Here is a 25,650-nt window from a genome sequence, read left to right as displayed (position 1 = left end):
CAGGAGGACTAACATGGCTGAACAAGTAAAAAAACCAATCAAGATTACTGAGACGATCCTTCGTGATGCGCATCAGTCTCTGATCGCGACACGTATGACGACAGAGCAGATGCTCCCGATCGTTGATAAAATGGATAAAGTCGGCTACCATTCCGTAGAGTGCTGGGGTGGAGCGACATTTGATGCTTCTCTTCGTTTCCTGAAGGAAGATCCGTGGGACAGACTTCGCAAGTTCCGTGACGGATTCAAAAATACAAAGCTGCAGATGCTGTTCCGTGGACAGAATATCCTGGGATACCGTCCGTATGCAGATGATGTGGTAGAGTACTTTGTACAGAAATCTATCGCAAATGGTATTGACATCATCCGTATTTTTGACTGTCTGAACGACCTGCGCAATCTGCAGACAGCAGTAACGGCAGCAAATAAAGAAAAAGGACATGCACAGGTAGCGCTCTCCTATACACTGGGTGAGGCATATACACTGGAGTACTGGACAGAGATGGCAAAGAAGATCGAGGATATGGGTGCAAATTCTATCTGTATCAAGGACATGGCAGGTCTTCTCCTTCCGTACACAGCTACAGAGCTTGTAACAGCAATTAAGGAAGTCGTAGATATTCCGGTACAGCTTCATACGCATTATACATCCGGTGTTGCTTCTATGACATACTTAAAGGCAGTAGAGGCAGGCGTAGACGTGATCGATACGGCTATGTCACCGTTCGCACTTGGTACTTCCCAGCCGGCTACAGAGGTTATGGTAGAGACCTTCAAGGGCACACCATACGATACAGGCTTTGATCAGAAGCTGCTTGCAGAGATCGCTGATTACTTCAGACCGATCCGCGATGAGGCTCTGGAGAGCGGTCTGCTTAATCCGAAGAACCTCGGCGTAAATATCAAGACACTGCTGTATCAGGTACCGGGCGGTATGTTGTCCAACCTGACTTCTCAGCTCAAGGACCTGCATGCAGAGGACAAGTACTATGAAGTGCTTGAGGAAGTTCCGCGCGTACGTAAGGACCTTGGAGAGTGCCCGCTTGTTACACCGTCTTCTCAGATCGTAGGTACGCAGGCTGTTATGAACGTCATCAACGGCGAGCGCTACAAGATGGTTCCGCAGCAGACAAAGGATGTCCTGAGTGGAAAATACGGCGCAACAGTAAAACCGTTCAATCCGGAAGTACAGAAAAAATGCATCGGCGATGCAGAGATTATTACTTGCCGTCCGGCTGACCTGATTCCGGATGAGCTCGATACACTGCGCGGCGAGATGGCTCAGTGGTCCGAGCAGGATGAGGACGTTCTCTCCTACGCACTGTTCCCGCAGGTAGCTACAGAGTTCTTCAAGTACCGTGAGGCACAGGAGAAAAAAGTAGATCCGACTGTAGCAGATACAAAGAACGGAGCATATCCGGTATAAAGAAATACAATAAAATTTGGACCGCCCTTTTTGGCCAGAAAAGCCGGAAGGGCGGTTTTCGTGTGCCCGGCGATACAGACTGCGAAGTGGCTCATTCGGGCAGATAGCAGGATGGTTATTTTTTCTCAGAGATTTATAAAAAGTGACAGAAAAGAAGGGTTTATGGTATAATTCATAATGTCAGCGGCCGGGAGCAGGTGCAGCCTGTTTATCGGGAGCGGCAAATGATGATTATGATGGCTATGACAGGAGACTTGACAGTTATGAATGCGATAAAGCTGGAAACAAAAAGACTATATTTAAGAGAAATGACAAGGGATGATTTTGCTGCGCTGTGCCGGATACTGAAGGACCCTGAGGTGATGTATGCGTATGAGCATGCATTTTCTGATGAAGAAGTATGGCAGTGGCTGGAGCGGCAGCTGGGACGCTATGAAGAATATGGGCATCTGTTTGGTCTGTGGGCAGTGGTCCTGAAAGAAACGGGAGAAATGATCGGGCAGTGCGGTATCACGATGCAGGAGTATCATGGGGGACAGGTGCCGGAGATCGGATATCTGCTGCAGAGGGCATACTGGCATCAGGGATACGCCACAGAGGCCGCGCTTGCCTGCAAAGCGTATGGATTCGGACAGCTGAAAATGAAGGAGCTTTACTCGATCATCCGTGACAACAATGTGGCATCGCAGAGGGTGGCGCGGCGAAATGGCATGGTGGTAAAGGATCAGTTTGTCAAGCACTATTATGGGATCGATATGCCGCATCTCGTATTTTCTGTCACAGATGATATGGCTTTAGATACAGAGGAGCTGTGCGCAGCAGGAAAGACGTGTTTTATTGTCGGAGCCGGGAGCTTTGATGGAATGTGCATACAGCCGAAGGCAGGAGATCTCGTCATAGCGGCGGACGGAGGATATACCTACCTGAAAGAGGCAGGGATTGAGGCAGATGTGCTGCTTGGGGATTTTGATTCCCTTGAGCGCATACCGGAGCATGAGCATCTGGAGCGTCATTCGCCGATCAAGGATGATACCGATATGGCGCTTGCAGCAGCGTACGGTGTGCAGCAGGGATGCAGACGCTTTTTGATTTATGGCGGATTGGGTGGACGGCTCGATCACACGATCGGTAATCTCCAGCTCCTGATGGGGTTGTCGAGGGAGGGCGCAGAGGCGTATCTGATCGGGGAGGGCAATATTCTTACCGCAGCTACACAGGAATGCGTCACATTTGCAGGATCCGCCCAGGGGATTCTGTCTGTATTTTGTCTGAGCGCCCCGGCGCATGGCGTCTGGGAGCGCGGATTGAAATATACGCTGGAGGACGCAGTCATGACATGCGATAAGACGCTTGGAGTCAGCAATGAATTTATAGGGGAAGAAAGCAGTGTCGCAGTGGGAGAAGGGACGCTGATCCTTTTGTGGAGTGAGGAAAATGGTCTGCCAAAAAGCCGGACACCGTTTTTCAAAAATTGCTAAAGAGCAAAGCGGGAAGGCAGGGAACACGGGACGGAAAGCCAAAACGGGTGGAAAGGAGATGCAAGATGAGAGAGAACAGCCAGAAAAAACCGTATGACACAGCGTCGTATGTCCTGTTTGACATCTGGTTGCTGCTGCTCGGGATACTTCTGTTGCCGGGATCCTTCGGGATGCTCCGGCTTGCAGGACAGGGGCCGGTCCGGTCCTTCGGGATCGTGCTCTATGGTATGCTGGATATTCTTTTTATGATTATTTATGCAACAAAAAATGTATATTGGATGAATAAAATCACATATGGGCAGGCGCAGAAGGCTTCTGCAAAAGAACGGAGGAGGTATGCGCGCCGGCAGCTTTTTATATTTCTTGCCTGTACGATACTTTATTTTATCTACTGTTTTGTACCTGGGATTTTCCAGACATACAGTACCGTGCAGGATTCCTTTGTCATGAGTGGGATTTTATGTATGGCTGTTTTGGCAGCCTCCCGTATCCGGCTTTGATACAGGGAAAAATAAAAAAGCTATTGACAGATGTGCGGTTTGGTGGTATTGTTTATAAAAATTCATATTTATTTATGTTTATGAGGAGGAGATCATTATGAAAAAGGTTATGGCAGTAGTTGCGGCAGGCGCTATGGTGATGTCTCTTGGCATGACAGCTATGGCAGATGAGGATAAGACATTGGTGATGGCGACAAACGCGGAGTTCCCGCCGTATGAGTACCGCGAGGGAGACGAGATCATAGGAATTGACGCTGAGGTAGCCGCTCTGATTGCTGATAAGCTTGGCATGGAGCTGGAGATCGAGGACATGGCATTTGATTCTGTGCTGGCTGCAGTTCAGACAGGAAAAGCAGATATCGCGATGGCAGGCATCACAGTGACGCCGGAGCGTGAGCAGATGGTCAGCTTTACAGATACTTATACAAAGGCGACACAGATGATTATCGTGACAGAGGACAGTGAGATCGCATCTCCGGAGGACCTCACAGGTAAGACAGTCGGTGTACAGCTTGGAACGACAGGCGATATCTATGCAGAAGATATTGAGGATGGCACGGTAGAGCGTTACAGCAAAGGCTTTGAGGCAGTACAGGCTTTGATCCAGGGCAAGATTGATGCGGTGATCATTGACGGGGAACCGGCAAAGGTTTTCGTAGAGCAGAATGAGGGCATCAAGCTGCTTGAGGAGGCATTTACAGAGGAAGAGTACGCAATCGCTATCGCAAAGGACAATGAGGAGCTTCTCGAGAAGGTAAATACAGCACTGAACGAGCTGAAGGAAGAGGGAGAGTTCCAGAAGGTAGTAGATAAGTACATCGGCGGTGATGCTTCAGAGGAGGAGACAGAAGCTGTGACAGAGGCGCAGACAGCTGAGGCACAGGCAGCGGAAGAGGGAACGGAAGCTGCGACAGAGGCTGCTGAGACAGAAGTTGCTGAGACAGAGACGGAAACGGCAGCGCAGTAACACAGATATTTGTAACTGACAAAGGAGTAAGAGGAAGGGAGTGCGCATGAGAAGAACATCGCGCACTCCTATTTAGGAGTTTATGAGTATGTTGCAGGAATTTCAGGACAGGTTTTATTTGAATTTTATTGCGGATGACAGGTGGAAATATCTGGTAAACGGTCTGAAAACGACGCTGACAGTTACTTTTTTCGCCGTTCTGATCGGTATTGTCCTCGGCTTTATCGTGGCGATCGTCCGCTCTACATGCGAAAAGACAGGCAAGCTCAGGCTGCTTAATGCAGTCTGCAAGGTATACCTTACGGTGATCCGCGGTACACCGGTCGTTGTTCAGCTTTTGATCATTTATTTTGTGATTTTTGGCTCTGTAAAGATAGACAAGACGCTTGTCGCTATTCTGGCATTCGGTCTGAATTCCGGTGCATACGTGGCGGAAATTATAAGAGGCGGTATCATGTCTATTGAGGGCGGACAGCTTGAGGCGGGCAGAAGCCTCGGACTGGGATACGGTCAGACGATGATTTACGTTATCCTTCCTCAGGTGTTCAAAAATGTGCTGCCGGCGCTTGGAAATGAGTTTATCGTACTGCTCAAGGAGACGTCAGTCGCAGGCTATATTGCGCTTGAGGATCTGACGAAGGGCGGCGATATCATCCGAAGCAGGACGTATGACGCGTTTATGCCGCTGATCGCGGTGGCGCTCATCTATCTTGCTATGGTACTTGTATTCAGCAAGCTTTTGAGTATTCTGGAGAGGAGGCTGAGGAACAATGAACGAAGATAATGTTTTGATCAGGGTAAATAATCTGCAAAAGAGTTTTGGCGGGCTGGACGTCCTGCGCGGGATCACGACAGAGATCAAAAAGGGAGAGGTCGTGGCGATCATCGGGCCGTCCGGCTGCGGAAAATCGACGTTTCTGCGTTCGCTGAATCTTCTGGAGGTGCCTACAGGCGGACAGATCCTCTTTGAGGGAGTCGATATTACAGATAAAAAGGTAGACCTTGACAAAATGCGGCAGAAGATCGGCATGGTTTTTCAGCAGTTTAATCTGTTTCCGCATATGACGATCAAGAAAAATATTATGCTGGCTCCGGTGAAGCTGAAGCTGATGAGTGCGGAGGAGGCGTCGAGGAGGGCAGATGAGCTTCTCGAGCGTATTGGCCTGCCAGATAAGGCAGATCAGTATCCGTCCATGCTCTCCGGCGGACAGAAGCAGCGCGTTGCGATCGCGCGTGCGCTCGCGATGAATCCTGATGTCATGCTCTTTGATGAACCGACGTCGGCGCTTGATCCGGAGATGGTAGGCGAGGTCCTGGATATTATGAGGGAGCTTGCAAAGACCGGAATGACCATGATTGTTGTCACACACGAGATGGGATTTGCCAGAGAGGTTGCGACACGCGTCATGTTTATTGATGAGGGAACGATCAAAGAAGAAAATACGCCGAAGGAATTCTTTGCGAATCCGCAGAATCCCCGGTTACGGGATTTCCTTTCCAAAGTACTTGTATAGAGTAAAAGGACAAAAGCACATCGATCATAAAGCAAATGGGCCGGTATATTCTGGCGGAGCAGATCCGCGCGGTATGCCGGCTTTTACTCTGCGGCAGAACGCTCTGGCGCATGCTTTTTCAGATACTGTGCCGGAGGCTGCGCAATACAGAAAATGGCGTTGCGTTTGTATGGAAGAATGTGCTATAATACAGCAGTCAGAAAATGTGGTTTTTTATCTATGGACTATTAAGATAGAAGGAGAATGAAGATGAAGAAGAGACCTACGGTACTTATGATCTTGGACGGATACGGACTGAATGACAAAAAGGAGGGGAATGCGATCGCACAGGCAAACACTCCTGTGATGGATGAGCTGATGGCAACCTGCCCGTTCGTACCGGGAAATGCCAGCGGTCTGGCAGTAGGACTTCCGGATGGTCAGATGGGTAATTCAGAGGTAGGACATCTGAATATGGGAGCAGGGCGTATCGTATATCAGGATCTTACGAGGATCACAAAGGAAATCGAGGACGGGACCTTTTTTGAAAATGATGAGCTGAAGCGTGCGATGGAGAATGCAAAGGAAAAGGATTCCAGCCTCCATATGTACGGTCTGCTTTCAGACGGAGGAGTACACAGTCATATCACACACCTGTATGCCCTCCTTGAGATGGCAAAGAAATACGGTCTGACAAAGGTTTATGTACACTGCTTCCTGGATGGCCGTGATACGCCGCCGGCATCCGGAAAAGATTACGTGCAGGCGCTTACAGACAAGATGCAGGAGATCGGAGTCGGTCAGATCGCTACGGTGATGGGACGTTATTATGCAATGGACCGTGACAACCGCTGGGATCGTGTCGAGAAGGCATACCGTGCTATGACACAGGGTGAGGGTGTGACGGCAGCATCCGGTGTAGAGGCTGTGGCTCAGTCTTATGACAAGGGAGAGACAGATGAATTTGTCCTTCCAACAGTTGTAGTAAAGGACGGCGCTCCGGTAGCGACGATCCAGGACAATGACTCTGTCATTTTCTTTAACTTCCGCCCGGATCGCGCGAGAGAGATTTCCCGTACGTTCTGCTGCGATGATTTTGACGGATTTGACCGCGGAGCGAGAAAGAATGTCGTATACGTATGCTTTACAGAATATGATGTGACGATCCCGAATAAGACAGTTGCTTTCCCGAAGGTATCAGTTACGAATACATTTGGCGAGTATCTTGCGGCAAATGGGCTGAAGCAGGCAAGGATCGCGGAGACAGAGAAGTACGCACACGTGACATTCTTCTTTAATGGCGGCGTGGAGGCGCCGAACGAGGGCGAGGATCGTATTCTTGTGAATTCTCCGAAGGTAGCGACGTATGATCTGCAGCCGGAGATGAGTGTGTACGCGGTGTGCGATAAGGTAGTGGAGGCAGTGACCTCTGGAAAATATGACGTCGTGATCACGAACTTTGCGAACCCGGATATGGTAGGCCATACGGGTGTGATGGAAGCTGCAGTAAAGGCGATCGAGGCAGTGGACGAGTGTGTTGGAAAAGTTGTCGCAGCAGTAAAGGATGTCAATGCGCAGATGTTCATTTGCGCGGATCATGGAAACGCAGAGCAGCTCGTAGACTATGACACAGAGGCTCCGTTTACCGCGCATACAACGAATCCGGTACCGTTTATCCTCGTAAACTGCGAAGAGAAGTACGGTCTGAAAGAGGGCGGACGTCTTGCTGATATTGTGCCGACTCTGATTGCTCTTATGGGAATGGAGCAGCCGGCAGAGATGACAGGAGAGTCTCTTCTGATCGAGAAATAAAAAGATAAAACACCCGATGGCAGGGTGTGTTTATCTAAGCATAGCTTAATCCACAATGACTTAATTGCAGGACTCTTGGAACTTCGGAGAATGGATGCTGAAGTTTCAGGAGTTTTTTGCTGTAGTAATTAGCATGTGGAAACTCAGGCATGACAATCATACAGAGAGGTGCTATAATAGGGATACAAAAAGAAATATAACGATAAAAAAAGCAAGGTGGTGATAATATGCCAGTAAATGAAATTGAGGAACTGAAAGAACAGTTTATCAGTCAATTGATGCCTTTGAGAATTTATTTATTTGGTTCTTTTGCAAATGGCACTTATACCGAAGAAAGCGACTTTGATTTTTACATTATTGTGAACGATGCAAAGGAGAATTTAAAGGATTTGACTACACAGGCATATCGTTCCATCCGAAAGATAAAAAAACGTCCAGTAGATATTATTGTTGGAACAGAAAGCACATTTGAAAATAAAAAGAATATTCCGTCAGTAGAAAATGAGGTGGAAAAAAAAGGAGTGCTTTTGTATGAATCAGGAAATAAAAAAGTGGGTTGATATGGCAGAAATGGACTATGGGGTAGCAAAGCATTTGTATGAAACATATTACCCCAAACCGTATGAGATTATTTGTTATCATTGTCAGCAATCGGCAGAAAAAATAATGAAGGGAATTATTATAGCAAGTGGTTCCAGGGGAGGGATGCCAAAATCACATGATTTATCATTTTTGATGAATCAAATAAAAAATCAGGTGTCTGTGCGAGATGAACTTTATGATTATGCAGATGAGCTGACACCGTATGGTGTTGCTGTGCGGTATCCTAGCGAATTATTTTTAGAGGAACATCATGTCAGAGACGCTTTGAAAATGGCGGATGAAATCATAAAATGGGGAAAATCCGTACTCGCGTCATGATAAAGCGGTGTGACGGCATGTAAAAGGCTGCAAAACTGTCTGAAAGTATAGATCTTCCAGAAAAATAGTTTTGCAGTATTTTTCACATTTTTGACACATTCATTCGGTATATTGAAGAAAATCATCAAGGTATAAAAGGAGGATGCAGCAATGTCTGATCAGAATAAAAAGAGCAAAGACCGTAAATGGAATGCATGGAAGCGTTATGGTGTGATCGCTATGGCAAGTGTATTTCTGGCAGGTACGGCGGCGGGCGCAGGGGCTGGCGCTGATATCGCCTATGCACAGGAAGAGCAGCGGATCACGATGAAGACTGCAGATGAGGAAGAAGAGGAACGGATCACCCTCAAAACTGCAGAGGAAGAAGAGACAGAAAAATCCGACAAAAAAGAGAAAGATAAAAAATCGGATAAGAAGGATGATGCGGACGAGAAGTCGGATAAGAAGTCAGACAAGAAAGAGGACGATAAGAAATCCGATAAGGAGGATGAAAAATCGGATAAAAAGGATGACGATGAGAAATCCGATAAGGAGGATGAAAAATCGGATAAAAAGGATGACGATGAGAAATCCGACAAGAAAGATGAAAAATCGGATAAAAAGGATGATGATAAGAAATCCGATAAAGAAGATAAAAAGGATGACGAGGAGTCATACGCAAAGATGGAGTCTGTAGAGACCGGCGAAGGCTCTGTAGTGGCTACGGACGTTTCGGAGGTCGTTGAGAAGGTGCAGTCTTCGATCGTCCTGATCCGAAATACCGTGGAGCAGGAATCAGGAGAAGATGCGTATGCTCAGGAAGGCGGCTATATGTTAGATCCGTACGGCAGCCTTAACATGGAAGGATATCTGCCGCAGGACACGGTACCGGATGTGACAGAGCTGACTTCGGGTATTGTCATTGCTCAGAATGAAGAGGAGCTCCTGATCGCGACAAACAGTTCCATCGCAGCAGACGCAGTGGATCTGGAGGTATGGTTTGCAGCAGATAAGGATGAAAAGGATGCAAAGGGGATTCCGGCGAAGATAAAGGGAGTGGATAATAGTGATGCACTCGCAGTGGTTGCCGTATCGCTTGCTGATATTCCGGAGGATGTTTATGAGCAGATCAGGATCGCGAGCCTTGGAGAGTCAGAGGATCTGAAGACGGGACAGCCGGTTCTTGCGATCGGACATGAGCCGGATTATGGCTGCAATGTCACAACCGGTATTGTCAGTGCGCTGGATCGGTCCTTTGAATCCGGCGATGTAGATACGGATACCTTTCTGATCGATGCGCCGATGCGTTACAGCAGTATAGGCGGTGCCGTGCTCAATACGCAGGGCGAGGTCATCGGCATCAGCGTGGCATATGAGGACGGAGGCATGGGCTATGCTGTGCCGATCGATACTGCGATACCGGTACTGGAGCGTCTGGCGAACAAAGAAACCCGCGATAAAATGGAAAATACACAGCGCGGATATCTTGGCGCTACAGTTGTGAATGTAAATGAGGACGCGAAGGATCTCTATGATATGCCGGAGGGCGCATTTGTCTATGAAGTAGCAGAAGGCTCTGCTGCGGATAAGGCAGGCATCCGCAAGGGAGATATTATCACCCGGTTTGACGGAGAAGCGGTGACCAGCTCCGACGATCTGATCGATAAGATCAGCTACTATGCAGTGGGCGAGACGGTGACGGTAGAGCTCCAGACGGCTAATAATGGTTCCTATGAGAGCAGAGAGGCAGAGGTCACACTGCAGGAAGGCGAGGAGTCCGCAGCACAGGAAAAATCAGAGGCGCAGGAGTCAGAGCCGCAGGAGGATGAGACAGAGCTGGATGCGCAGATGCAGGAGGAGCGTCGCGAAGAGCTTCCTTCCATGCCGGAGGGCTTCCGCAGATTTCCGTATTATTACTTCAATCATCATGAGGGATTCTGAGCTTCCCTCTGAAAAAGTTCCAGAACAGGCAGAGATATCTGCAAAAGAAGCTGCAGCAGGAGATATGCAAAAGAGCGTATCTCTTGGGGCAGCTTTTTTGATACAGAAAAGTCCTGTGGATGGACGTAATGAATTATTTAAAAGTAAGAAATAAATTTAATAAAATTGTAAAAAACTATTTGTAAATATGGTAAATATGTGTATAATGAAAATAAGCTGGATAAGTTGGAATTGAAAGGAGAAGGCATCATCTATGAAGACGGAAAAGAAAATCTGGATGTATCGCATAGTTTTATTTTTGGCGATCACATTGCTTTCTCTGCCGCTTTCTGCAAGTGCGGCGGAGAAGGTAAATATGACAGTAAAGAAAAAGATCACGGCGCAAAACGGAGAGCGCTATCGTCTGCTCCTCCCCGGAGTAGAGGGAGAAGTGAAGTGGAGCAGTTCAAAGAGCAGCGTGGCGACTGTAAATAAAAAGGGACTTGTAAAGACAAGAAAAAAAGGGAAGACCGTGATCACGGCACAGGTCGGGGAGGATGTGTACCAGTGCAGGGTAAAGGTAAAGCAGCCTGTGACAAAGCTGTCGCTGAACCATTCTGTCCTCGTAGTAAAGCAGGGAAAGACTGCGATGCTCCAGGCATCTGTGAAGCCGTCAAATGCTTCAGACAAAACGCTTGTCTGGTCAAGCAGCAATCCGGATGTTGCTTCTGTAGACACGCAGGGCAATGTGAAGGGAAAAAGAAGCGGGACTGCGGTAGTGACTGCACGGGCAAAAGACGGAAGCGGGGCGAAGGCATCCTGCCGGATCACTGTGACCTCTGTTTCTATGAAGATGAAAAAGACCTCTGTGACACTGGAGGAGGGGCAGAGTATCCGACTGAGAGTCAAAGGGAGTGCAGGCATGCCCGTTGCATGGGGAAGCTCCAATAAGGCGGTTGCCACAGTATCCGGAAATGGTACGGTGAGGGCAGTAGGAAAAGGTACGGCATCCATTGCTGCCTATCGTGCAGACAACAGGCAGACGGTATACTGCAAAGTGACAGTAAAGGAGGCTTCCCAGGGAGATTCCTCCGAAGAAGAGCAGACACCGCAGGAGCCGCAGGTGACGCCGCCGTCCGGCGCATCTCCAAAGGCAGCACAGTTCCTTTCGCTGCTGCAGAAATATTCTGATCAGGTAGAGCGGGACTACGCGCAGGGAAGACACTGGGGCTATGCGAACAGTGGCGTTGCGTCTACCTGGAAGCAGGCAAAGAAAAAGAATCCGAAATGCAACTGTGCGCTTCTGGCACGCTGGGGGCTGCGGGATATGGGGATCATTGACTCCACAAATTTCTGGGGGCTGATCGGAGGCGGGATCGAGTACCGTGGGAATGTAAAAGAGCAGCTGCTGCGGCACTGCGATATTATCCCGGTATACAAGACGCCAAATCAGCTTTTAAAAGAGGGAAATCTTCTTCCGGGAGATATTTGTACTTATGTGGAGTATCAGCATACAAACATATATGCAGGGAACGGATTGTGGTATGACGCCGGGCGCGGAGTGAATTACAATAAGAGTGCGGGAAGCTTTACCTCCTTTGGACCTGCGGCGGCAGTCAATATGTCAGGCACGACGATCGGACATATTATAAGACTGAGATAACAATAAGCGTGTGACAGTGAAGAGGGCGACAGCGATGAAAACAGAAAAAAAGAGATGGCGGGGGAGGCTTCTGGTTTTGCTGGCAGTTTTGCTTCTGGCGATGCCAGTTCAGGCGAAGGCGGCAAAACCACGGCTTAATAAAACGAGCGTGACGCTTTTGAAGGGCTCCTCCACCACACTTAAAATGAAACGGACAAAGAAGAAAGTAAAATGGAGCAGTTCAAAAAAACAGGTGGCAACGGTAAATAAGCAGGGCGTGGTCAGGGCCAGAAAGAAGGGGACAGCGGTAATCACGGCAAAGGTGAACGGAAGGTCATACCGCTGCAGGGTCACAGTAAAGCAGCCGGTGACAAAAATCCGCCTGAACAGAACGAGCATATCCTTAAAGACCGGCAAAAAATACTCGCTCAAGGCGACTGTAGGACCAAAGAGCGCGGATAATAAAGGCCTTGTGTGGTCGAGCAGCAATCCGTCTGTAGCTACTGTCTCATCAAAAGGCAGAGTAAAGGCAGTCGGCGTAGGCAATGCGGTGATCACAGCGTCTGCAAAGGATGGAAGCGGCGTGAAGGGGTCCTGCCTTGTCATGACAGATTCGGGAACAGCCGTTCCACAGCTAGGCATGAATCCGTCGTCGATGGAGCTTCTTGAGGGAGACAGCCGTACACTTTCTGTATCGGGAGCAGTCGGGAGTGTTGTGTGGGGGACTTCGAACAGCCTTGTGGCGACTGTGACGCGCAACGGTACTGTGATCGGTGTGAATGAAGGGACTGCGATGATCGTGGCGGCAAATACACAGGGGACGCAGTATGCGTACTGCACGGTGCGCGTTGTGAAGTCCGAGACGTCACCTTCTGCAGCGGCGTACCAGTTTCTGGGTATCCTGGAGCGGTATTCACAGGAATTAAAAGCAGCGCGGGCGTCGGGAAAATATGTGGCATATTCGAACAGCAGCAAGCTGACGCCATATACATGGGCGCAGGCAAAGGCAACGATGAATACACGCGGCATCACGTACAACAATTGTGCCCTTATGGTGCGTATGGCGCTGCGCGAGATGGGACGCCTCGGAGAAAAGCAGAATTTCTGGGGAACAGACGGAGGCATTCACTTTAACAGCGGAGTGGAGAATACGCTCAGGCAGAGCTGCCGGATCATAGAGGTGCATAAGAGTCCTGCGCAGCTTTTGGCGGAGGGTCTCCTGCTTCCGGGTGACATCTGTACATGGCATGGGATGACGCATACGAATGTTTATGCCGGAAAGGACGCCTCAGGCAGAGATGTCTGGTACGATGCAGGAAGAAGCGGAGACGGTCAGTCTGGCGTGACCAAGAAGGAGCTGATCGCAGCAGGAGTGCCGGAGGCTGTGATCGAGGAAGATATTAAAAATGACGGCGGACATAATGAAGTGACAAATAAAAATATTTTTATTTATAATTCCTTTGGTCCTGTGCCGTCAGTAGATATGAATAACTGGAAAGTCGGCTATATTATCCGTATTGTTCGATAAGAAAATGGATACACTATTGTAAACCGGATGCAGCTGTTTGATACAGAATACGGTGCGTTGGATGTATAAAGCAGCTGTGATCGAAAGAGGGATACAGGAGGTTTTACAATATGTGCAATTATATGCCGATTACGGATGTTTATGCGAGAGAGATACTGGATTCCAGAGGGAATCCGACCGTTGAAGTAGAGATGATGACAGAAGATGGAAGCGTCGGCAGGGCGGCAGTGCCCTCCGGCGCTTCGACTGGTCAGTACGAGGCGGTCGAGCTTCGCGACGGACAGAAGCGCTACCTTGGAAAAGGCGTGGAGCAGGCGTGCCATTTTGTCAATACGATCCTTGCGGATGCTGTGATCGGGGAGAATGTATACGATCAGGCGTCGATTGATCGGCTGCTCTGCCGGGAGGACGGTACGCCGTCCAAGAAACGGCTCGGAGCGAATGCGATCCTTGGGGTATCCATGGCGGCGGCTGTTACAGCAGCAAAGTCTTTGCATACGCCGCTGTTCCGGTATCTGGGCGGCATGCATGCCAACCGGATGCCGGTGCCGATGATGAATATTTTTAATGGAGGCGCGCATGCCGCAAACTGTGTGGATATCCAGGAGTTTATGATCATGCCGGTCGGGGCGGATGGCTTTGCGCATGGCCTTCAGATGTGCGCGGAGATTTATCATACGCTGAAAGCTATTTTAAAGGAGCGCGGGATGGCTACCGGCGTGGGAGATGAGGGAGGCTTTGCTCCGGATGTGCCGGACGGGGCGGCAGTGCTGCAGCTGATCTGTGAGGCTGTGGAAAAAGCCGGATATGCGGCGGGAAAAGATATTGTGATCGCTCTGGATGTAGCGGCGAGCGAGCTGTACGATGCACAGGAGCATGTCTATCGTTTTCCGGGTGAGAGCCAGATGAAAGGTGAAGTGATCACCAGAACGACCGGTGAGATGATCAGCTACCTGGAGGAACTTTGCAGCCGTTTTCCGATCGTGTCCATAGAGGACGGACTGGATGAAAATGACTGGAGCGGCTGGCAGGAGCTTACCGGCAGACTCGGTTCCAGAATACAGCTTGTGGGTGACGATCTGTTCGTTACGAATGAGAGCCGCCTGCAAAAGGGGATCCAGATGGGGGCGGCAAATGCCATACTGGTGAAGGTCAACCAGATCGGGACGCTGACAGAGGCGTTCGATGCGATCCGGCTGGCACAGCAAAAGGGATATCGGACGATCCTTTCTCACCGTTCAGGAGAGACGGAGGATACGATGATCGCGGATATTGCAGTGGCGACCGGAGCAGGGCAGATCAAAGCAGGAGCGCCGTGCAGGACAGAGCGCGTTGCAAAGTACAACCAGCTCCTGCGGATCGAGGATGCCGTGGGATTTGCAGCGGTATATGAGAATCCATTTGCCCGGATATAGGAAAAGGTTCGCTTTCTCTAAATTGTTCTCCAAATGGAAAAAAACAGTTGAAATCTGGCATTTCCTGTGATAGACTAATTATGTTTGACATAGGAGGTGTAGTTCGCTGTGAGAATCTTTTTAACGATTGTTTTTTTATTAGTTTGCATTGTACTGACAGGTATTGTTCTGGCTCAGCAGGGGAAGGATGCCGGCCTGGGAGCGATCGGCGGAATAGGTGATACCTATTGGGGAAAGAACAAGTCACGTTCCATGGAAGGCAGACTTGTTAAGATTACGACATGGCTGGCAGTTCTGTTTATTGTGCTTGCCATTATTTTGAACTTGAACTTTTAAGAGACAGGGGACTGATGCGGTGGCGCAGCAGTCCCTTTGCATTATAAAAAAGACAGGAGATGTTATGGCAGAAAAGAAGGAACAGTTAGAACGACGGAAAAAAGTGCTGTATGACATGATCTGTGATAAGCACTATATTCCCATGAAAATCAAAGAGATCGCCATTCTTCTGAGTGTGCCCCGCGAACAGCGGGAGGAGCTTCGGGAAGTGCTGGATGCTCTGATCGTAGAAGGAAAGATAGAGCTTACTGCCAAAGGAAAATATCGCAGGGCAACCGCAAAGTTTCTGGAAGGGACCTTTATTGCACATCCGCGCGGTTTTGGCTTTGTAGAGGTGGATGGGCGCGAGTCGGATATTTTTATTCCGGAGGATCAGACAGGAGGAGCGATGCACCGGGATACGGTGCAGGTAGCGATCCTGCAGAGGACGGAGGGAAAACGGCAGGAGGGTACGGTCGTAAAGATCACAGAGCGCGGGATCAAAGAGCTGATCGGCACGTATCAAAGCCGCAGCACACAAAATTACGGATTTGTCCTGCCGGATAATCAGCGCATCACGAGAGACATATTTATCGCGCAGGAAAACAGCGCAGGCGCGATGGACGGGCATAAGGTCCTGGTGGAGCTGCTCTCCTACGGTGAGAAAGGAAAAAGCCCGGAGGGGCGCATCAAAGAGATCATCGGGCATATCAATGATCCGGGGACAGACATTTTGTCAGTCGTCTATGAGTACAGCCTGCCGTTTGAATTTCCGGATCGTGTGATGAAGCAGGCCGAGAGGACATCCGTCTGCGTCAGTGAGGCAGACAGGCAGGGAAGGCGCGATCTGCGCAGCATGACGATGGTGACGATAGACGGAGAAGACGCAAAGGATCTGGACGATGCTGTTTCACTTTCCTTTGACGGGACGGATTACCATCTTGGCGTGCACATTGCGGATGTGGCGAATTATGTGCAGGAAAACAGTGCGCTGGACTGCGAGGCAAGACAGAGAGGGACGAGCGTGTATCTGGCGGATCGGGTGATACCGATGCTGCCGCACCGGCTGTCAAACGGGATCTGTTCTCTGAATGCGGGAGTGGATCGTCTCGCAATGAGCTGCCTGATGAAAATAGACGCCAAAGGCAATGTGATCGACCACGAAATCACGGAGTCTGTGATCTGCGTCAGACACAGGCTGTCCTACACACAGGTAAAGGAGATCCTTTCTGGTACAAAGCAGCCCTGTACCGATGAGATCGGGAAACAGCTCCGTGAGGAATACAAAGATGTTGTCCCGATGCTTGAAGAGATGGAACGTCTGATGCAGATCCTGCGCAAAAAGAGAAAAAAGCGCGGGGCGATTGACTTTAACTTTTCGGAGTCAAAGGTCGTGCTGGATGAAAACGGTGTTCCTCTGGAAATACGGCCGCAGGAGCCCAATACGGCGACGCGGATCATTGAAGAATTTATGCTGTGTGCCAATGAGACAGTAGCAGAGCATTTCTTCTGGCAGGAGACTCCGTTCTTGTACCGGATACACGAAGCGCCGGACAGTGAAAAGATAGAACAGCTGGCTGCCTTTATTGCAAGCTTTGGCTATGGCATAAAGGGGATTTCGGATGAGGTGCATCCAAAGGAACTCCAGAAGCTTCTGGCGAGGACGGCAGATACGCCGGAGGAGCTGATGATCAGCAGGCTGACGCTGCGTTCCATGAAGCAGGCGCGGTATGCGACAGAGGATACCGGACATTTCGGACTTGCAGCGCAGCATTACTGTCATTTTACTTCGCCGATCCGCCGCTATCCTGATCTGCAGATACACCGGATCATCAAGGATGTGCTGCGTGGCAGACTGGGGCAGGAAAAGAACGGGCATTATGCGCAGCTCCTGCCTGATATTGCGCAGCACTGCAGCAGGACTGAGAGAAGAGCAGATGAGGCGGAGCGTGATACAGTGAAGATGAAAAAGGCAGAGTATATGGCGGGCCATATCGGGGAGGAGTACGATGCCGTCATTACAGGCCTTATGTCCTATGGCATGTACGCGGAGCTTCCAAATACGGTAGAGGGACTGATCCATGTCACGCGCATGTACGATGACAGATATTATTACCGGGAGGAGTCCTACGAAATGTACGGGATGGATACAGGCCGCATCTTCCGGCTTGGCGATACGATCCGCGTGCGTGTGACAGATGCAGATAAGGCGGCAAAGACCGTTGATTTTGAGCTTGTGTAAGAGGGGGAAAAAGATGGCAGGATCTGTAAAGCTGATCGCAAACAATAAAAAAGCGTACCATGATTATTTCATTGAAGATAAATACGAAGCGGGTATATCGCTGCACGGCACAGAGGTGAAGTCGCTGCGCATGGGAAAGTGCAGCGTCAAGGAATCCTTTATCCGAATTGAAAACGGAGAAGTACTCATTTACGGGATGCATATCAGCCCGTATGAGAAGGGGAATATTTTCAACAAGGATCCTCTGCGTGTGCGTAAACTGCTGCTGCACCGGGGCGAGATCAATAAGATCACCGGCAAAATCGCAGAAAAGGGATATACACTTGTGCCGCTTCAGGTATATTTCAAGGGAAGTCTCGCAAAGGTGGAGATCGGTCTTGCAAAAGGAAAGAAGCTGTATGATAAGCGTCAGGACATTGCAAAGAAAGACCAGCGCAGAGAGGCGGAAAAGGAATTCAAGGTGCGCAACCTGTATTGATGCAGGAGAAAGACAGGAGGATAACACGTATGAAATTCAAAGACATGCCGTACGAGAGAGTAGATATTGAGGCGGCGAAAAAAGAGCTGGCTTCCATTATGGAAGCATTTCAGGCAGCAAAGTCGGCAGACGAGCAGCTGGAGGTACACAGACGCTACTATGCGCTGTCCGGCAGAATGCAGACGCAGATGACGATCGCAAGCATCCGTCACAGTATTGATACTTCCGATGAATTTTATGAAGCAGAGAAGACGTATTATGATCAGGAGACTCCGGCATTTGAGCATCTGGCGGTGCAGTACAGAAAGCTGTTATACGCATCACCATACCGGGAGGAGATCGAGAAGGTGATCGGGGGACCGGCGATCCGGAATATCGAGCTTGCGTCAAAGTCTGTGAGTGAGGAGATCATTCCTCTGATGCAGGAAGAGAATGCACTTGTGACAGAGTATGAAAAGCTTCTTGCAAGCGCTGCGATCGACTGGGATGGAGATACACTGAATCTGTCCACGATCATTCCGTATCTGAACCATAAGGACCGCGATGTCCGCAGAAGGGCAGCTAAAAAGGTAAATACGTTTTATGAGAGCGTAGAAGCACAGCTGGACGATCTGTATGACAGACTGGTAAAGAACCGCACGCAGCAGGCGAAGAAGCTCGGGTTTGAGACGTATACGGAGCTTGGCTACTGCCGTATGCAGCGCAACAGCTACTGGAGAGAGGATGTGGAGCGTTTCCGCGCGCAGGTCAAGAAGGAGTGGGTGCCGTTTGCGGAAGAGATGTGGGAGAACCGCAGAAAGAGGCTTGGTCTGGACGTCATGTATCATATGGATGAGGGCGTAAGCTTCCCGCAGGGCAGTCCGAAGCCGACCGGCACACCGGAGGAGATTTTAAAGAGCGGTCAGGAGATGTATGAGGAGCTTTCACCGGAGACAAAAGAATTTTTTGACTTTATGATGGATGGAGAGCTGTTTGACGTATTTTCACGTCCGCATAAGCAGGTGGGCGGATATATGACGTATCTGCCGGATTACCATGCGCCGTTTATCTTCGCAAACTTTAACGGGACAGCCGGAGATGTCGATGTGGTGACGCATGAGTGCGGCCATGCCTTCCAGGGCTATCTCTCCGGAAAAGATCCGGTCATGGAGCACGCAGACATTACCATGGAAACTGCAGAGACGCACTCTATGTCGATGGAGTTTTTCACGAATCCGTGGATGGAGAAGTTCTTTGGGGACAGAGCTTCTGATTTCCTGAAATCCCAGCTTGAAGATGCCGTAGTATTTATTCCGTATGGAAGCATGGTAGACGAGTTCCAGCATATCGTATACGACCATCCGCAGATGACTCCGGCACAGCGCAAAGAGGCGTGGAAAAAGCTGGAGGCAGAGTACAAGCCGCATATGAAGTATGAGGACGAGTCTTCCTTCTATCAGGGCGGAGGCTTCTGGCAGCGTCAGCACCATATTTACAGTTTCCCGTTCTATTACATTGACTATGTGATCGCGCAGACCGATGCGTTCCAGTACAAGATTTGGATGCAGAAAGATTACCGGGCAGCGTGGGAAAGCTACCTTGGCTTCTGCCAGGCAAGCGCGTCAGATTTCTTTACGAATACCGTAAAAGCAGCGGGACTGGATTCTCCGTTTGAGGAGGGTACGATCGGCAAGATCGCGCAGGGACTGCGGGAAATCTACAATAAGATGTAACTGATATACCGGATATAAAAATGGCTGTTGCAAAATACGGATCCCGATGGAAATTCACACCGCCGGATGTATTTTGTAACAGCCTTTTCTGATATATTTTAAAGGATAAAGCGGCGAATGATCTCTGCAAGGCCGCTGTGGTTGTTGTCCGCTTCGGTCACGTAATCACCGTACTGTGCAACACCCGGAAAGGCATTGCACATCACTGCTCCGATATGGGCAGCCTGGAGCATCTCAATATCATTTTGTGCATCGCCTGCAGCTACTGAGTTTTCGATGGGGATATTGAGATAATCGCACAGCCAGGTGACGGCAAAGCCCTTGGAAATCCCGAGAGGGACGATCTCCAGATAATGCTCATTTGAGAAAAAGGAGGTCAGATGGTCACTGTACCGGGAGAGGACATTTTTCTGAAAATCCTCCAGCTTATCATGATCTGGGTCAATGGCGAGGAACTTGTAGGGATCCTGCGCCAGGGCTTCTTCTATGTGGTCTGTGATCAGATAAGGAACCTGCAGGATGCCGCTGTAGCGGATCAGCTCCGGGCGCTCCTTCTGCGCGATCACATGCGTATCGCTGTATGTCTGAAAATGCAGGCCGCAGGAGGCGGCAGCTTCAAATAGCGGAGCGACCAGCCGATGCGGCACACCGCGTTTGTAGATCGTTTTTTCATTGTGAAAATCGTAGATCTGTGCTCCGTTGTATGTGATTGCAAAACAGCCTTCCTTTACAAGCCCCAGGCGGTTCGCCTGAATGCGTGCGCTGGGGAGCGGCCTTCCGGTGGATATGACGACAAAATGACCCTTTTGCAAAGCCTCGTCGATCGCCAGCTGATTTTCTTCTGAGATTTCTTTTTCATCATTTAATAAGGTGCCGTCCAGGTCAGTAAAAAGAATTTTTTTATTCATGTGTCCCCTTTTCTGTATCCAGACGGATACGTTCTTTTTCCAGCAATTCCTCCAGAGCCTCGTCGCTTTCACTGATCCAGACGTCCTCTTCCTGGGCGGTCAGACCCAGGTATTCGCGGAGCGTGCAGGTCTCATCGCTGAAATTCCACTCATCTGTCAGGACAAAAATTTCCTCAAACTCGGCTTCATGGCGCATGTACCGTTCACGGAACTTCATCTTTCTGCCTCCTGTAGTCTGTCTCGCAGATGCTCCAGTATGCTGTACGGGATCTGCAGATTATTTTTGCCGCTGCCAAGGCTGATATCCGGCTTATTGGAACCGTGAAAATCAGAACCGCCGCTTGGGGCAAGCCCAAATTCATCAGCAAGTGCCAGCAGGTAGTCGCACTGCTCCTGCGTATGGGTGGAATAATAAACCTCCATGCCGAGAAGCCCTGCGTCGATCAGCTTCTGGATAAGTGTGCGCAGCACTTCATCAGAGAACTTGTACTGAAATGGATGCGCAAGGATCGGAATGCCGCCAAATTCGCGGATCAGCTCTACGACCTCAAACGGACTCACCTTTTCGCGCGGAATAAAATATTTACAGTTATCTCCGATATAAGTCGTGAAGGCTTCGCTGATATCTTTAATGTAGCCTTTTGCAAGCAGGAACTTTGCGAAATGTGCACGCGTCCATACGGATTCCCCGAAGGACTGCGCCATCTGCTCATAAGAAATATCAATGCCGTCAGCAGCCATCATATCGATCATTTTCTGGTTGCGGCGGACACGTTCGGAACGGTAATAGTCGATCCGCTTTTGAAAGGCGGGATTTTTCCAGTCAAAGTCAATGCCTACGATGTGGATATCTGTACCGAGGTACTCCGTGGAAAATTCGATCCCCGGGACGAGCTCGATCCCGTACTGTGCGGCAGCCTCAAAGGCCTCCGGGAGTCCGTCTGTGTTGTCATGATCTGTCAGCGCAAATGCTGCAAGTCCACACTCGGAAGCGCATCTGACGAGTTCGGCTGGCGTCAGGGTACCGTCAGAGCTGCAAGAATGTGTGTGAAGATCTATTAATTTCATCTGTATTCTCCTTTGCGTTATAAAATGAAGCTAGCGTCAGTGGGTGTTGTCCCCTGTTCACTGATGCTATTGCCAGTATAACCGAAAAAGGAAAAGATGTAAACAGGCAGATCTTCTGCAATGCGGATAGCATCTCTTCAGGCGCCCGTTTTTCGGATACCTCCGGAAGCCGGTTGACAAGCAGGCAGAGTCTGTGCTAGTGTGTAGGAAGAATGACAAAAAGAGATCTGATGCGGTAAAGGAGGCAGAAATGGCAGAAATAGAAAAAGCGCTTATAAATCAGGAGACAGAAGAACCGACAGCATGCTGTTGTCATACAGAGGAGACGCGCAGCTGTGAATGCCGTACGAAGCACCGGGAAGAGAAAGAATACCGCGATCTGCAGAACCGGCTGAAAAGGATCGAGGGCCAGGTGCGCGGGATCCAGAAAATGGTAGAGGAGGACCGGTACTGCATTGACATTATGACACAGGTATCGGCCGTACAGTCTGCACTGAACAGCTTTAATAAGCTTCTTTTGACAAATCATATTCAGACCTGTGTGGTACACGATATCAGGGAAGGACAGGAGGGCGCGGTAGAAGAGCTGTGTACGACGATCCAGCGTATGATGCGGTAAGCGTCCGAAGGGCGGAAAAAGACCGTAAAACCGGGCTTTTTTGGATTGTACTGAAATTAATACAAAAAAACCTGAAAATAAATGCAAAAAACACTTGCAATTTGTAAAAACAGTTGGTATACTACAGCAGCATGGTTCGTTGGTCAAGCGGTTAAGACGCCGCCCTCTCACGGCGGAAACAGGGGTTCGATTCCCCTACGAACTGTTGAGAAAGTGCGAAAGCCCTTTCTTGAAGAAAAGATAACATGTGTGTGGTTCGTTGGTCAAGCGGTTAAGACGCCGCCCTCTCACGGCGGAAACAGGGGTTCGATTCCCCTACGAACTGTTAAGAAAGTGCGAAGGCTCTTTCTTGGAGAAAAGAAAACATACGTATGGTTCGTTGGTCAAGCGGTTAAGACGCCGCCCTCTCACGGCGGAAACAGGGGTTCGATTCCCCTACGAACTGTTATAAAAGTTAAATGATTCAAAGCAGATGGAGCAGTCAGGATTGACTGTTCTTTTTTGATGTGGTGAGAAAAATTCTTTCGAAATATGTCATATTTTGGCAGTGATCAGTAGAAAATGTCTTCGGAAGGTGGTATGCTAAAGGAACAGTATCCGTATGCAGGTGCAGAGCCTGCTGCATAAGAATACGGAAAAATATGCGATTGGATGAATGGAAAGAGGGAGAAGAAAATGAAACAAAGAATGCAAAAAAAGTTACAGAAAAATCTGAAAAAGCTGTATCTGCTGTGCGGATGTTTTCTGATGCTGCTGTTTGCAGGGTATCCGGCAAAGGTGTCAGCAGCATATGTGCCGACTGCATGGGATAACCTGGAGATTGGCTTGCGGCGCGGGTCCGATATCGTATCTATACGGGACGGATATATGAGAGTGTTTTATAAGGAGAAGAAAAACACAGTAGGGATCGAGTATTATGATGATAATTTCCAGATAAAGAGCAAGCGGGAGATTCCTATGGAGCTTCCGGTCTGGGGTGGATTTTATGCTGGGTCCAATGGGTATTATCTGATAGAAGGGCAGGCGAATGAAGCTGAGAATAATGCCGCAGAGGTCATTCGTGTGATCCGATATGATTTTAACTGGAGACGCGTCGGGAGCGCGCGGATTATCAGCAACCCGGAGATTTTCGGCGGGAAGGTGCGTTATCCATTTGACTATGGATGTGTGGAGGTAACAGAGAATAATGGGAAACTGTACATTGTTACAGGACATGAAGGATATGTGGATCCGCTTTTTCAGCAGGGGCATCAGGGCTTTTTGATGGTTGAGGTGGATACGGCAACGATGACAGGCAGGATTGTAGCCGGTGATCAGTGGCATTCTTTTGCGCAGTATATCAAAAGTGACGGGAAAGACCTGTATGTTCTGGAGCAAAGTGAGGGTTCCAGGTATATGAAGCTGAGTAAATATAATGCGACCACATTTGAAGAGACATCTTTAAATATCTTTCAGTACGGAGGAACGCAGGACTCTGCCTGGGCAATTCCCTGCTATGCAAGCGTGGATGGCATGGCCATGTCGGCAAACAATATTCTGTGTCTGGGTACATCGATTGATCAGTCGCAGTATAACAGTGTATCTGCGAATACACCGTATAATATTTATCTGACGGTAACGCCGAAGGCCAATTTTTCGGAAGGAGCGACAAGTGTAAAGTGGCTGACCTCATATAGAGGAAATGGAAAACGGTTCAAAGGAGCCAGGATTACAAAGGTGAACGACAATCGCTTTATGATCTCTTGGGAGGAAGTGGGAAGCAAAGGGGCTGCAAGCCTGGACGACAGTCTTTCGTCCGGGATCCTTCATTATCTTTTTGTTGATGGAAATGGAAATAAGATCAGCACGGAGTATACCGCAGCAACGTCTTTTTCTGACTGTCAGCCGATTGTGAAAGGCTCGAAAGTTGTATATTATGCGTCCAATGGAAATATGGTGAATTTTTATTCGATTGATTCTGTAAGTGGAAAGGTGAACAAAAGGATCTACCGGGTGGCAGGAGAGCAGAGCACCTGGGATTTTAAAGATGGCAAGCTTACGATCTCCGGAAGCGGTGATATGGAAGTGGGATCGGAAAACAGCAGTGCGTGGGCATTTCTTGGCGATCATGCTGAGAAGATTGTGATCGGAAGAGGGATAACAAGGATACCAGAAAAGGCATTTGCTTATATGGACAACTTAAAGGAGGTAGTGATCGAGCCGGGACTTACCTCCATTGGAAAAGAAGCATTTGCTCATTGTGAAAAGCTGGAAAAAATCACGATCCCATCGAGCGTGACAAATATAGGAGAAGATGTTTTATGGACAGGCTGGGAAAGCGGAGGACGACATCTGACATCGGCTACTATTTGCGCACCGCAGGGATCTTATGCGATCAAATATGCAAAGAAACATGGCATTTCTTATCAGATTAGCCTTTTGGAAGCAAAGGTAAGCGGCATAAAAAAGAGCTATACCTATACAGGTAAGAAACTTACGCCAAAGGTGACTGTAAAGATTGGAAAGAAGACTTTAAAAGAAAATAGAGATTTTACGGTATCCTATAAGAAGAATAAAAAAGTGGGAACGGCATCCGTGATAATTAAGGGATGCGGCACGTATGACGGTACGATTGTCCATAAATTTAAGATTGTATCTTCGGCAAAAGGAACGAAACTGACGGATAAAAAGACGGGGACTGTCTATACAGTGACGGGCGGATCCACAGTTGCATTAAAAGAGCAAAAAAATACGTCAAAGACTACTGTCACGGTTCCATCCAGGATCAAGATAAAAGGTGTGACGTATCAGGTGACTTCGATCGCAAAGAACGCGTTTAAGAATAACAGGAAACTGAAAAAGGTAGTTATTCCAAAGAGTGTTACGAGTATCGGAGCAGGAGCTTTTGAGGGGTGCAGTGCTCTAAAGAGCGTAGAATTGGGCGGACAGGTTAAGAGTATTGGAAGCAGAGCGTTTTATAACTGCAAGGCAATGACATCACTGACAATCCGTACGTCAAAGCTCTCGGCGAAAAACGTAGGAAGCAAAGCATTTACGAATGTGGGCAGAAAAGAGCTGCGGAAACTGAAGGTGAAGGTGCCTGCACAGAAGTTGTCTTCTTATAAAAAGATGCTTAGAAGTAAAGGGCTTTCGTCCAAAGCAAAGGTATTAAAAATAAAATAAAAGGACGAGAACGGAACCTTACGAAATACAGGTATGATACTACTCCTTTGAGTATGAGGCTGTTG

22 protein-coding genes and 3 tRNA genes are annotated in these 25,650 nt (G+C 48.9%); 22 read left to right on the top strand and 3 right to left on the bottom strand.

The window, feature by feature from the left end; genetic code table 11:
- The first annotated feature begins 13 nt into the window (after positions 1-13).
- The 17 genes from QOX44_RS01625 to QOX44_RS01545 all read left to right on the top strand — a co-directional run bounded on the left by QOX44_RS01625 (position 14) and on the right by QOX44_RS01545 (position 19,828).
- On the top strand, positions 14-1,426 hold the full coding sequence (locus QOX44_RS01625; protein ID WP_283680907.1) for an oxaloacetate decarboxylase subunit alpha: 1,413 nt from the start codon (positions 14-16) through the stop codon (positions 1,424-1,426).
- A 224-nt stretch (positions 1,427-1,650) separates the two neighbouring features.
- Positions 1,651-2,904: a thiamine diphosphokinase gene (locus QOX44_RS01620; RefSeq protein WP_283680906.1), complete on the top strand. Its 1,254-nt coding sequence runs from the start codon at positions 1,651-1,653 to the stop codon at positions 2,902-2,904.
- Between the two features lie 65 nt (positions 2,905-2,969).
- A complete protein-coding gene (locus QOX44_RS01615) occupies positions 2,970-3,404 on the top strand; it encodes a hypothetical protein (RefSeq protein WP_283680905.1) in 435 nt (144 codons plus the stop codon).
- A gap of 133 nt (positions 3,405-3,537) precedes the next feature.
- Positions 3,538-4,371 carry a basic amino acid ABC transporter substrate-binding protein gene (locus QOX44_RS01610; RefSeq protein ID WP_283681018.1) on the top strand — a complete coding sequence of 278 codons (834 nt, stop codon included), beginning with the start codon at positions 3,538-3,540 and terminating at the stop codon, positions 4,369-4,371.
- Positions 4,372-4,459: 88 nt separating this feature from the next.
- On the top strand, positions 4,460-5,155 hold the full coding sequence (locus tag QOX44_RS01605; protein ID WP_283680904.1) for an amino acid ABC transporter permease: 696 nt from the start codon (positions 4,460-4,462) through the stop codon (positions 5,153-5,155).
- Complete coding sequence (locus tag QOX44_RS01600) at positions 5,142-5,885, top strand: amino acid ABC transporter ATP-binding protein (RefSeq protein WP_283680903.1); 744 nt, start codon at positions 5,142-5,144, stop codon at positions 5,883-5,885. Before QOX44_RS01605 ends, QOX44_RS01600 begins: the two co-directional genes overlap by 14 nt.
- A 249-nt stretch (positions 5,886-6,134) precedes the next feature.
- Positions 6,135-7,676 carry a 2,3-bisphosphoglycerate-independent phosphoglycerate mutase gene (gene gpmI, locus QOX44_RS01595; RefSeq protein WP_283680902.1) on the top strand — a complete coding sequence of 514 codons (1,542 nt, stop codon included), beginning with the start codon at positions 6,135-6,137 and terminating at the stop codon, positions 7,674-7,676.
- Positions 7,677-7,903: 227 nt separating this feature from the next.
- On the top strand, positions 7,904-8,236 hold the full coding sequence (locus QOX44_RS01590) for a nucleotidyltransferase domain-containing protein (RefSeq protein ID WP_283680901.1): 333 nt from the start codon (positions 7,904-7,906) through the stop codon (positions 8,234-8,236).
- A complete protein-coding gene (locus tag QOX44_RS01585; protein ID WP_283680900.1) occupies positions 8,208-8,597 on the top strand; it encodes a HEPN domain-containing protein in 390 nt (129 codons plus the stop codon). Before QOX44_RS01590 ends, QOX44_RS01585 begins: the two co-directional genes overlap by 29 nt.
- A 150-nt stretch (positions 8,598-8,747) precedes the next feature.
- Positions 8,748-10,517, top strand: coding sequence for a S1C family serine protease (locus QOX44_RS01580; protein WP_283680899.1), 1,770 nt, complete (start codon positions 8,748-8,750; stop codon positions 10,515-10,517).
- A gap of 253 nt (positions 10,518-10,770) precedes the next feature.
- The gene (locus QOX44_RS01575) at positions 10,771-12,159 is read left to right on the top strand and encodes an Ig-like domain-containing protein (protein ID WP_283680898.1); all 1,389 of its coding nucleotides are present in this window, start codon (positions 10,771-10,773) and stop codon (positions 12,157-12,159) included.
- Between the two features lie 34 nt (positions 12,160-12,193).
- Positions 12,194-13,666: an Ig-like domain-containing protein gene (locus QOX44_RS01570; protein ID WP_283680897.1), complete on the top strand. Its 1,473-nt coding sequence runs from the start codon at positions 12,194-12,196 to the stop codon at positions 13,664-13,666.
- A 110-nt stretch (positions 13,667-13,776) separates the two neighbouring features.
- Positions 13,777-15,081: a phosphopyruvate hydratase gene (gene eno, locus QOX44_RS01565; protein WP_283680895.1), complete on the top strand. Its 1,305-nt coding sequence runs from the start codon at positions 13,777-13,779 to the stop codon at positions 15,079-15,081.
- A 108-nt stretch (positions 15,082-15,189) separates the two neighbouring features.
- Positions 15,190-15,417 carry a preprotein translocase subunit SecG gene (gene secG / locus QOX44_RS01560; RefSeq protein ID WP_283680894.1) on the top strand — a complete coding sequence of 76 codons (228 nt, stop codon included), beginning with the start codon at positions 15,190-15,192 and terminating at the stop codon, positions 15,415-15,417.
- 64 nt (positions 15,418-15,481) lie between these two features.
- The gene (gene rnr, locus QOX44_RS01555) at positions 15,482-17,638 is read left to right on the top strand and encodes a ribonuclease R (protein WP_283680893.1); all 2,157 of its coding nucleotides are present in this window, start codon (positions 15,482-15,484) and stop codon (positions 17,636-17,638) included.
- A gap of 13 nt (positions 17,639-17,651) precedes the next feature.
- Complete coding sequence (gene smpB / locus QOX44_RS01550) at positions 17,652-18,116, top strand: SsrA-binding protein SmpB (RefSeq protein ID WP_283680892.1); 465 nt, start codon at positions 17,652-17,654, stop codon at positions 18,114-18,116.
- Positions 18,117-18,145: 29 nt separating this feature from the next.
- Positions 18,146-19,828 (top strand): M3 family oligoendopeptidase, encoded by a 1,683-nt coding sequence (locus QOX44_RS01545; protein WP_283680890.1) that lies wholly within the window; start codon positions 18,146-18,148, stop codon positions 19,826-19,828.
- A 98-nt stretch (positions 19,829-19,926) separates the two neighbouring features.
- Here the strand turns inward: QOX44_RS01545 and QOX44_RS01540 are convergent, their stop codons facing one another.
- Genes QOX44_RS01540 through QOX44_RS01530 form a run of 3 tightly spaced genes read right to left on the bottom strand, consistent with a single transcriptional unit; the run spans position 19,927 to position 21,804 of the window.
- A complete protein-coding gene (locus QOX44_RS01540) occupies positions 19,927-20,736 on the bottom strand; it encodes a Cof-type HAD-IIB family hydrolase (protein ID WP_283680889.1) in 810 nt (269 codons plus the stop codon).
- Entirely contained in the window at positions 20,729-20,953 is a 225-nt protein-coding gene (locus tag QOX44_RS01535) for a hypothetical protein (protein ID WP_283680888.1), read from the bottom strand. Before QOX44_RS01535 ends, QOX44_RS01540 begins: the two co-directional genes overlap by 8 nt.
- Entirely contained in the window at positions 20,950-21,804 is an 855-nt protein-coding gene (locus tag QOX44_RS01530; RefSeq protein ID WP_283680887.1) for a PHP domain-containing protein, read from the bottom strand. The genes QOX44_RS01535 and QOX44_RS01530 overlap by 4 nt, the downstream gene beginning before the upstream one ends.
- 250 nt (positions 21,805-22,054) lie before the next feature.
- Here QOX44_RS01530 and QOX44_RS01525 point away from each other — a divergent pair, with 250 nt between their 5' ends.
- The 5 genes from QOX44_RS01525 (at position 22,055) to QOX44_RS01505 (ending at position 25,585) form a co-directional block, all read left to right on the top strand.
- Positions 22,055-22,423 (top strand): metal-sensing transcriptional repressor, encoded by a 369-nt coding sequence (locus QOX44_RS01525; protein WP_283680886.1) that lies wholly within the window; start codon positions 22,055-22,057, stop codon positions 22,421-22,423.
- Between the two features lie 133 nt (positions 22,424-22,556).
- A tRNA-Glu gene (locus QOX44_RS01520) sits at positions 22,557-22,628 on the top strand.
- 48 nt (positions 22,629-22,676) lie between these two features.
- Positions 22,677-22,748, top strand: a tRNA-Glu gene (locus QOX44_RS01515).
- A 48-nt stretch (positions 22,749-22,796) separates the two neighbouring features.
- Positions 22,797-22,868: transfer RNA gene (locus QOX44_RS01510), tRNA-Glu, on the top strand.
- 230 nt (positions 22,869-23,098) lie between these two features.
- Positions 23,099-25,585 (top strand): leucine-rich repeat domain-containing protein, encoded by a 2,487-nt coding sequence (locus tag QOX44_RS01505; protein WP_283680885.1) that lies wholly within the window; start codon positions 23,099-23,101, stop codon positions 25,583-25,585.
- Positions 25,586-25,650 lie beyond the last annotated feature (65 nt).

This window comes from Parablautia sp. Marseille-Q6255 (assembly GCF_951230155.1).
Lineage (GTDB): Bacteria > Bacillota > Clostridia > Lachnospirales > Lachnospiraceae > Choladousia.
The sequence above is the reverse complement of the archived record's forward strand: the minus strand, read 5'-3'. Positions and strand labels throughout refer to the sequence as shown.

Excerpts from the sequence above, each read along its gene's own strand:
- QOX44_RS01625 (WP_283680907.1), top strand. The coding sequence starts at position 14 with ATGGCTGAACAAGTAAAAAAACCAATCAAGATTACTGAGACGATCCTT.
- QOX44_RS01620 (WP_283680906.1), top strand. The coding sequence starts at position 1,651 with ATGATGATTATGATGGCTATGACAGGAGACTTGACAGTTATGAATGCG.
- QOX44_RS01615 (WP_283680905.1), top strand. The coding sequence starts at position 2,970 with ATGAGAGAGAACAGCCAGAAAAAACCGTATGACACAGCGTCGTATGTC.
- QOX44_RS01610 (WP_283681018.1), top strand. The coding sequence starts at position 3,538 with ATGGTGATGTCTCTTGGCATGACAGCTATGGCAGATGAGGATAAGACA.
- QOX44_RS01605 (WP_283680904.1), top strand. The coding sequence starts at position 4,460 with ATGTTGCAGGAATTTCAGGACAGGTTTTATTTGAATTTTATTGCGGAT.
- QOX44_RS01600 (WP_283680903.1), top strand. The coding sequence starts at position 5,142 with ATGAACGAAGATAATGTTTTGATCAGGGTAAATAATCTGCAAAAGAGT.
- gpmI (WP_283680902.1), top strand. The coding sequence starts at position 6,135 with ATGAAGAAGAGACCTACGGTACTTATGATCTTGGACGGATACGGACTG.
- QOX44_RS01590 (WP_283680901.1), top strand. The coding sequence starts at position 7,904 with ATGCCAGTAAATGAAATTGAGGAACTGAAAGAACAGTTTATCAGTCAA.
- QOX44_RS01585 (WP_283680900.1), top strand. The coding sequence starts at position 8,208 with ATGAATCAGGAAATAAAAAAGTGGGTTGATATGGCAGAAATGGACTAT.
- QOX44_RS01580 (WP_283680899.1), top strand. The coding sequence starts at position 8,748 with ATGTCTGATCAGAATAAAAAGAGCAAAGACCGTAAATGGAATGCATGG.
- QOX44_RS01575 (WP_283680898.1), top strand. The coding sequence starts at position 10,771 with ATGAAGACGGAAAAGAAAATCTGGATGTATCGCATAGTTTTATTTTTG.
- QOX44_RS01570 (WP_283680897.1), top strand. The coding sequence starts at position 12,194 with ATGAAAACAGAAAAAAAGAGATGGCGGGGGAGGCTTCTGGTTTTGCTG.
- eno (WP_283680895.1), top strand. The coding sequence starts at position 13,777 with ATGTGCAATTATATGCCGATTACGGATGTTTATGCGAGAGAGATACTG.
- rnr (WP_283680893.1), top strand. The coding sequence starts at position 15,482 with ATGGCAGAAAAGAAGGAACAGTTAGAACGACGGAAAAAAGTGCTGTAT.
- smpB (WP_283680892.1), top strand. The coding sequence starts at position 17,652 with ATGGCAGGATCTGTAAAGCTGATCGCAAACAATAAAAAAGCGTACCAT.
- QOX44_RS01545 (WP_283680890.1), top strand. The coding sequence starts at position 18,146 with ATGAAATTCAAAGACATGCCGTACGAGAGAGTAGATATTGAGGCGGCG.
- QOX44_RS01540 (WP_283680889.1), bottom strand. The coding sequence starts at position 20,736 with ATGAATAAAAAAATTCTTTTTACTGACCTGGACGGCACCTTATTAAAT.
- QOX44_RS01535 (WP_283680888.1), bottom strand. The coding sequence starts at position 20,953 with ATGAAGTTCCGTGAACGGTACATGCGCCATGAAGCCGAGTTTGAGGAA.
- QOX44_RS01530 (WP_283680887.1), bottom strand. The coding sequence starts at position 21,804 with ATGAAATTAATAGATCTTCACACACATTCTTGCAGCTCTGACGGTACC.
- QOX44_RS01525 (WP_283680886.1), top strand. The coding sequence starts at position 22,055 with ATGGCAGAAATAGAAAAAGCGCTTATAAATCAGGAGACAGAAGAACCG.
- QOX44_RS01505 (WP_283680885.1), top strand. The coding sequence starts at position 23,099 with ATGAAACAAAGAATGCAAAAAAAGTTACAGAAAAATCTGAAAAAGCTG.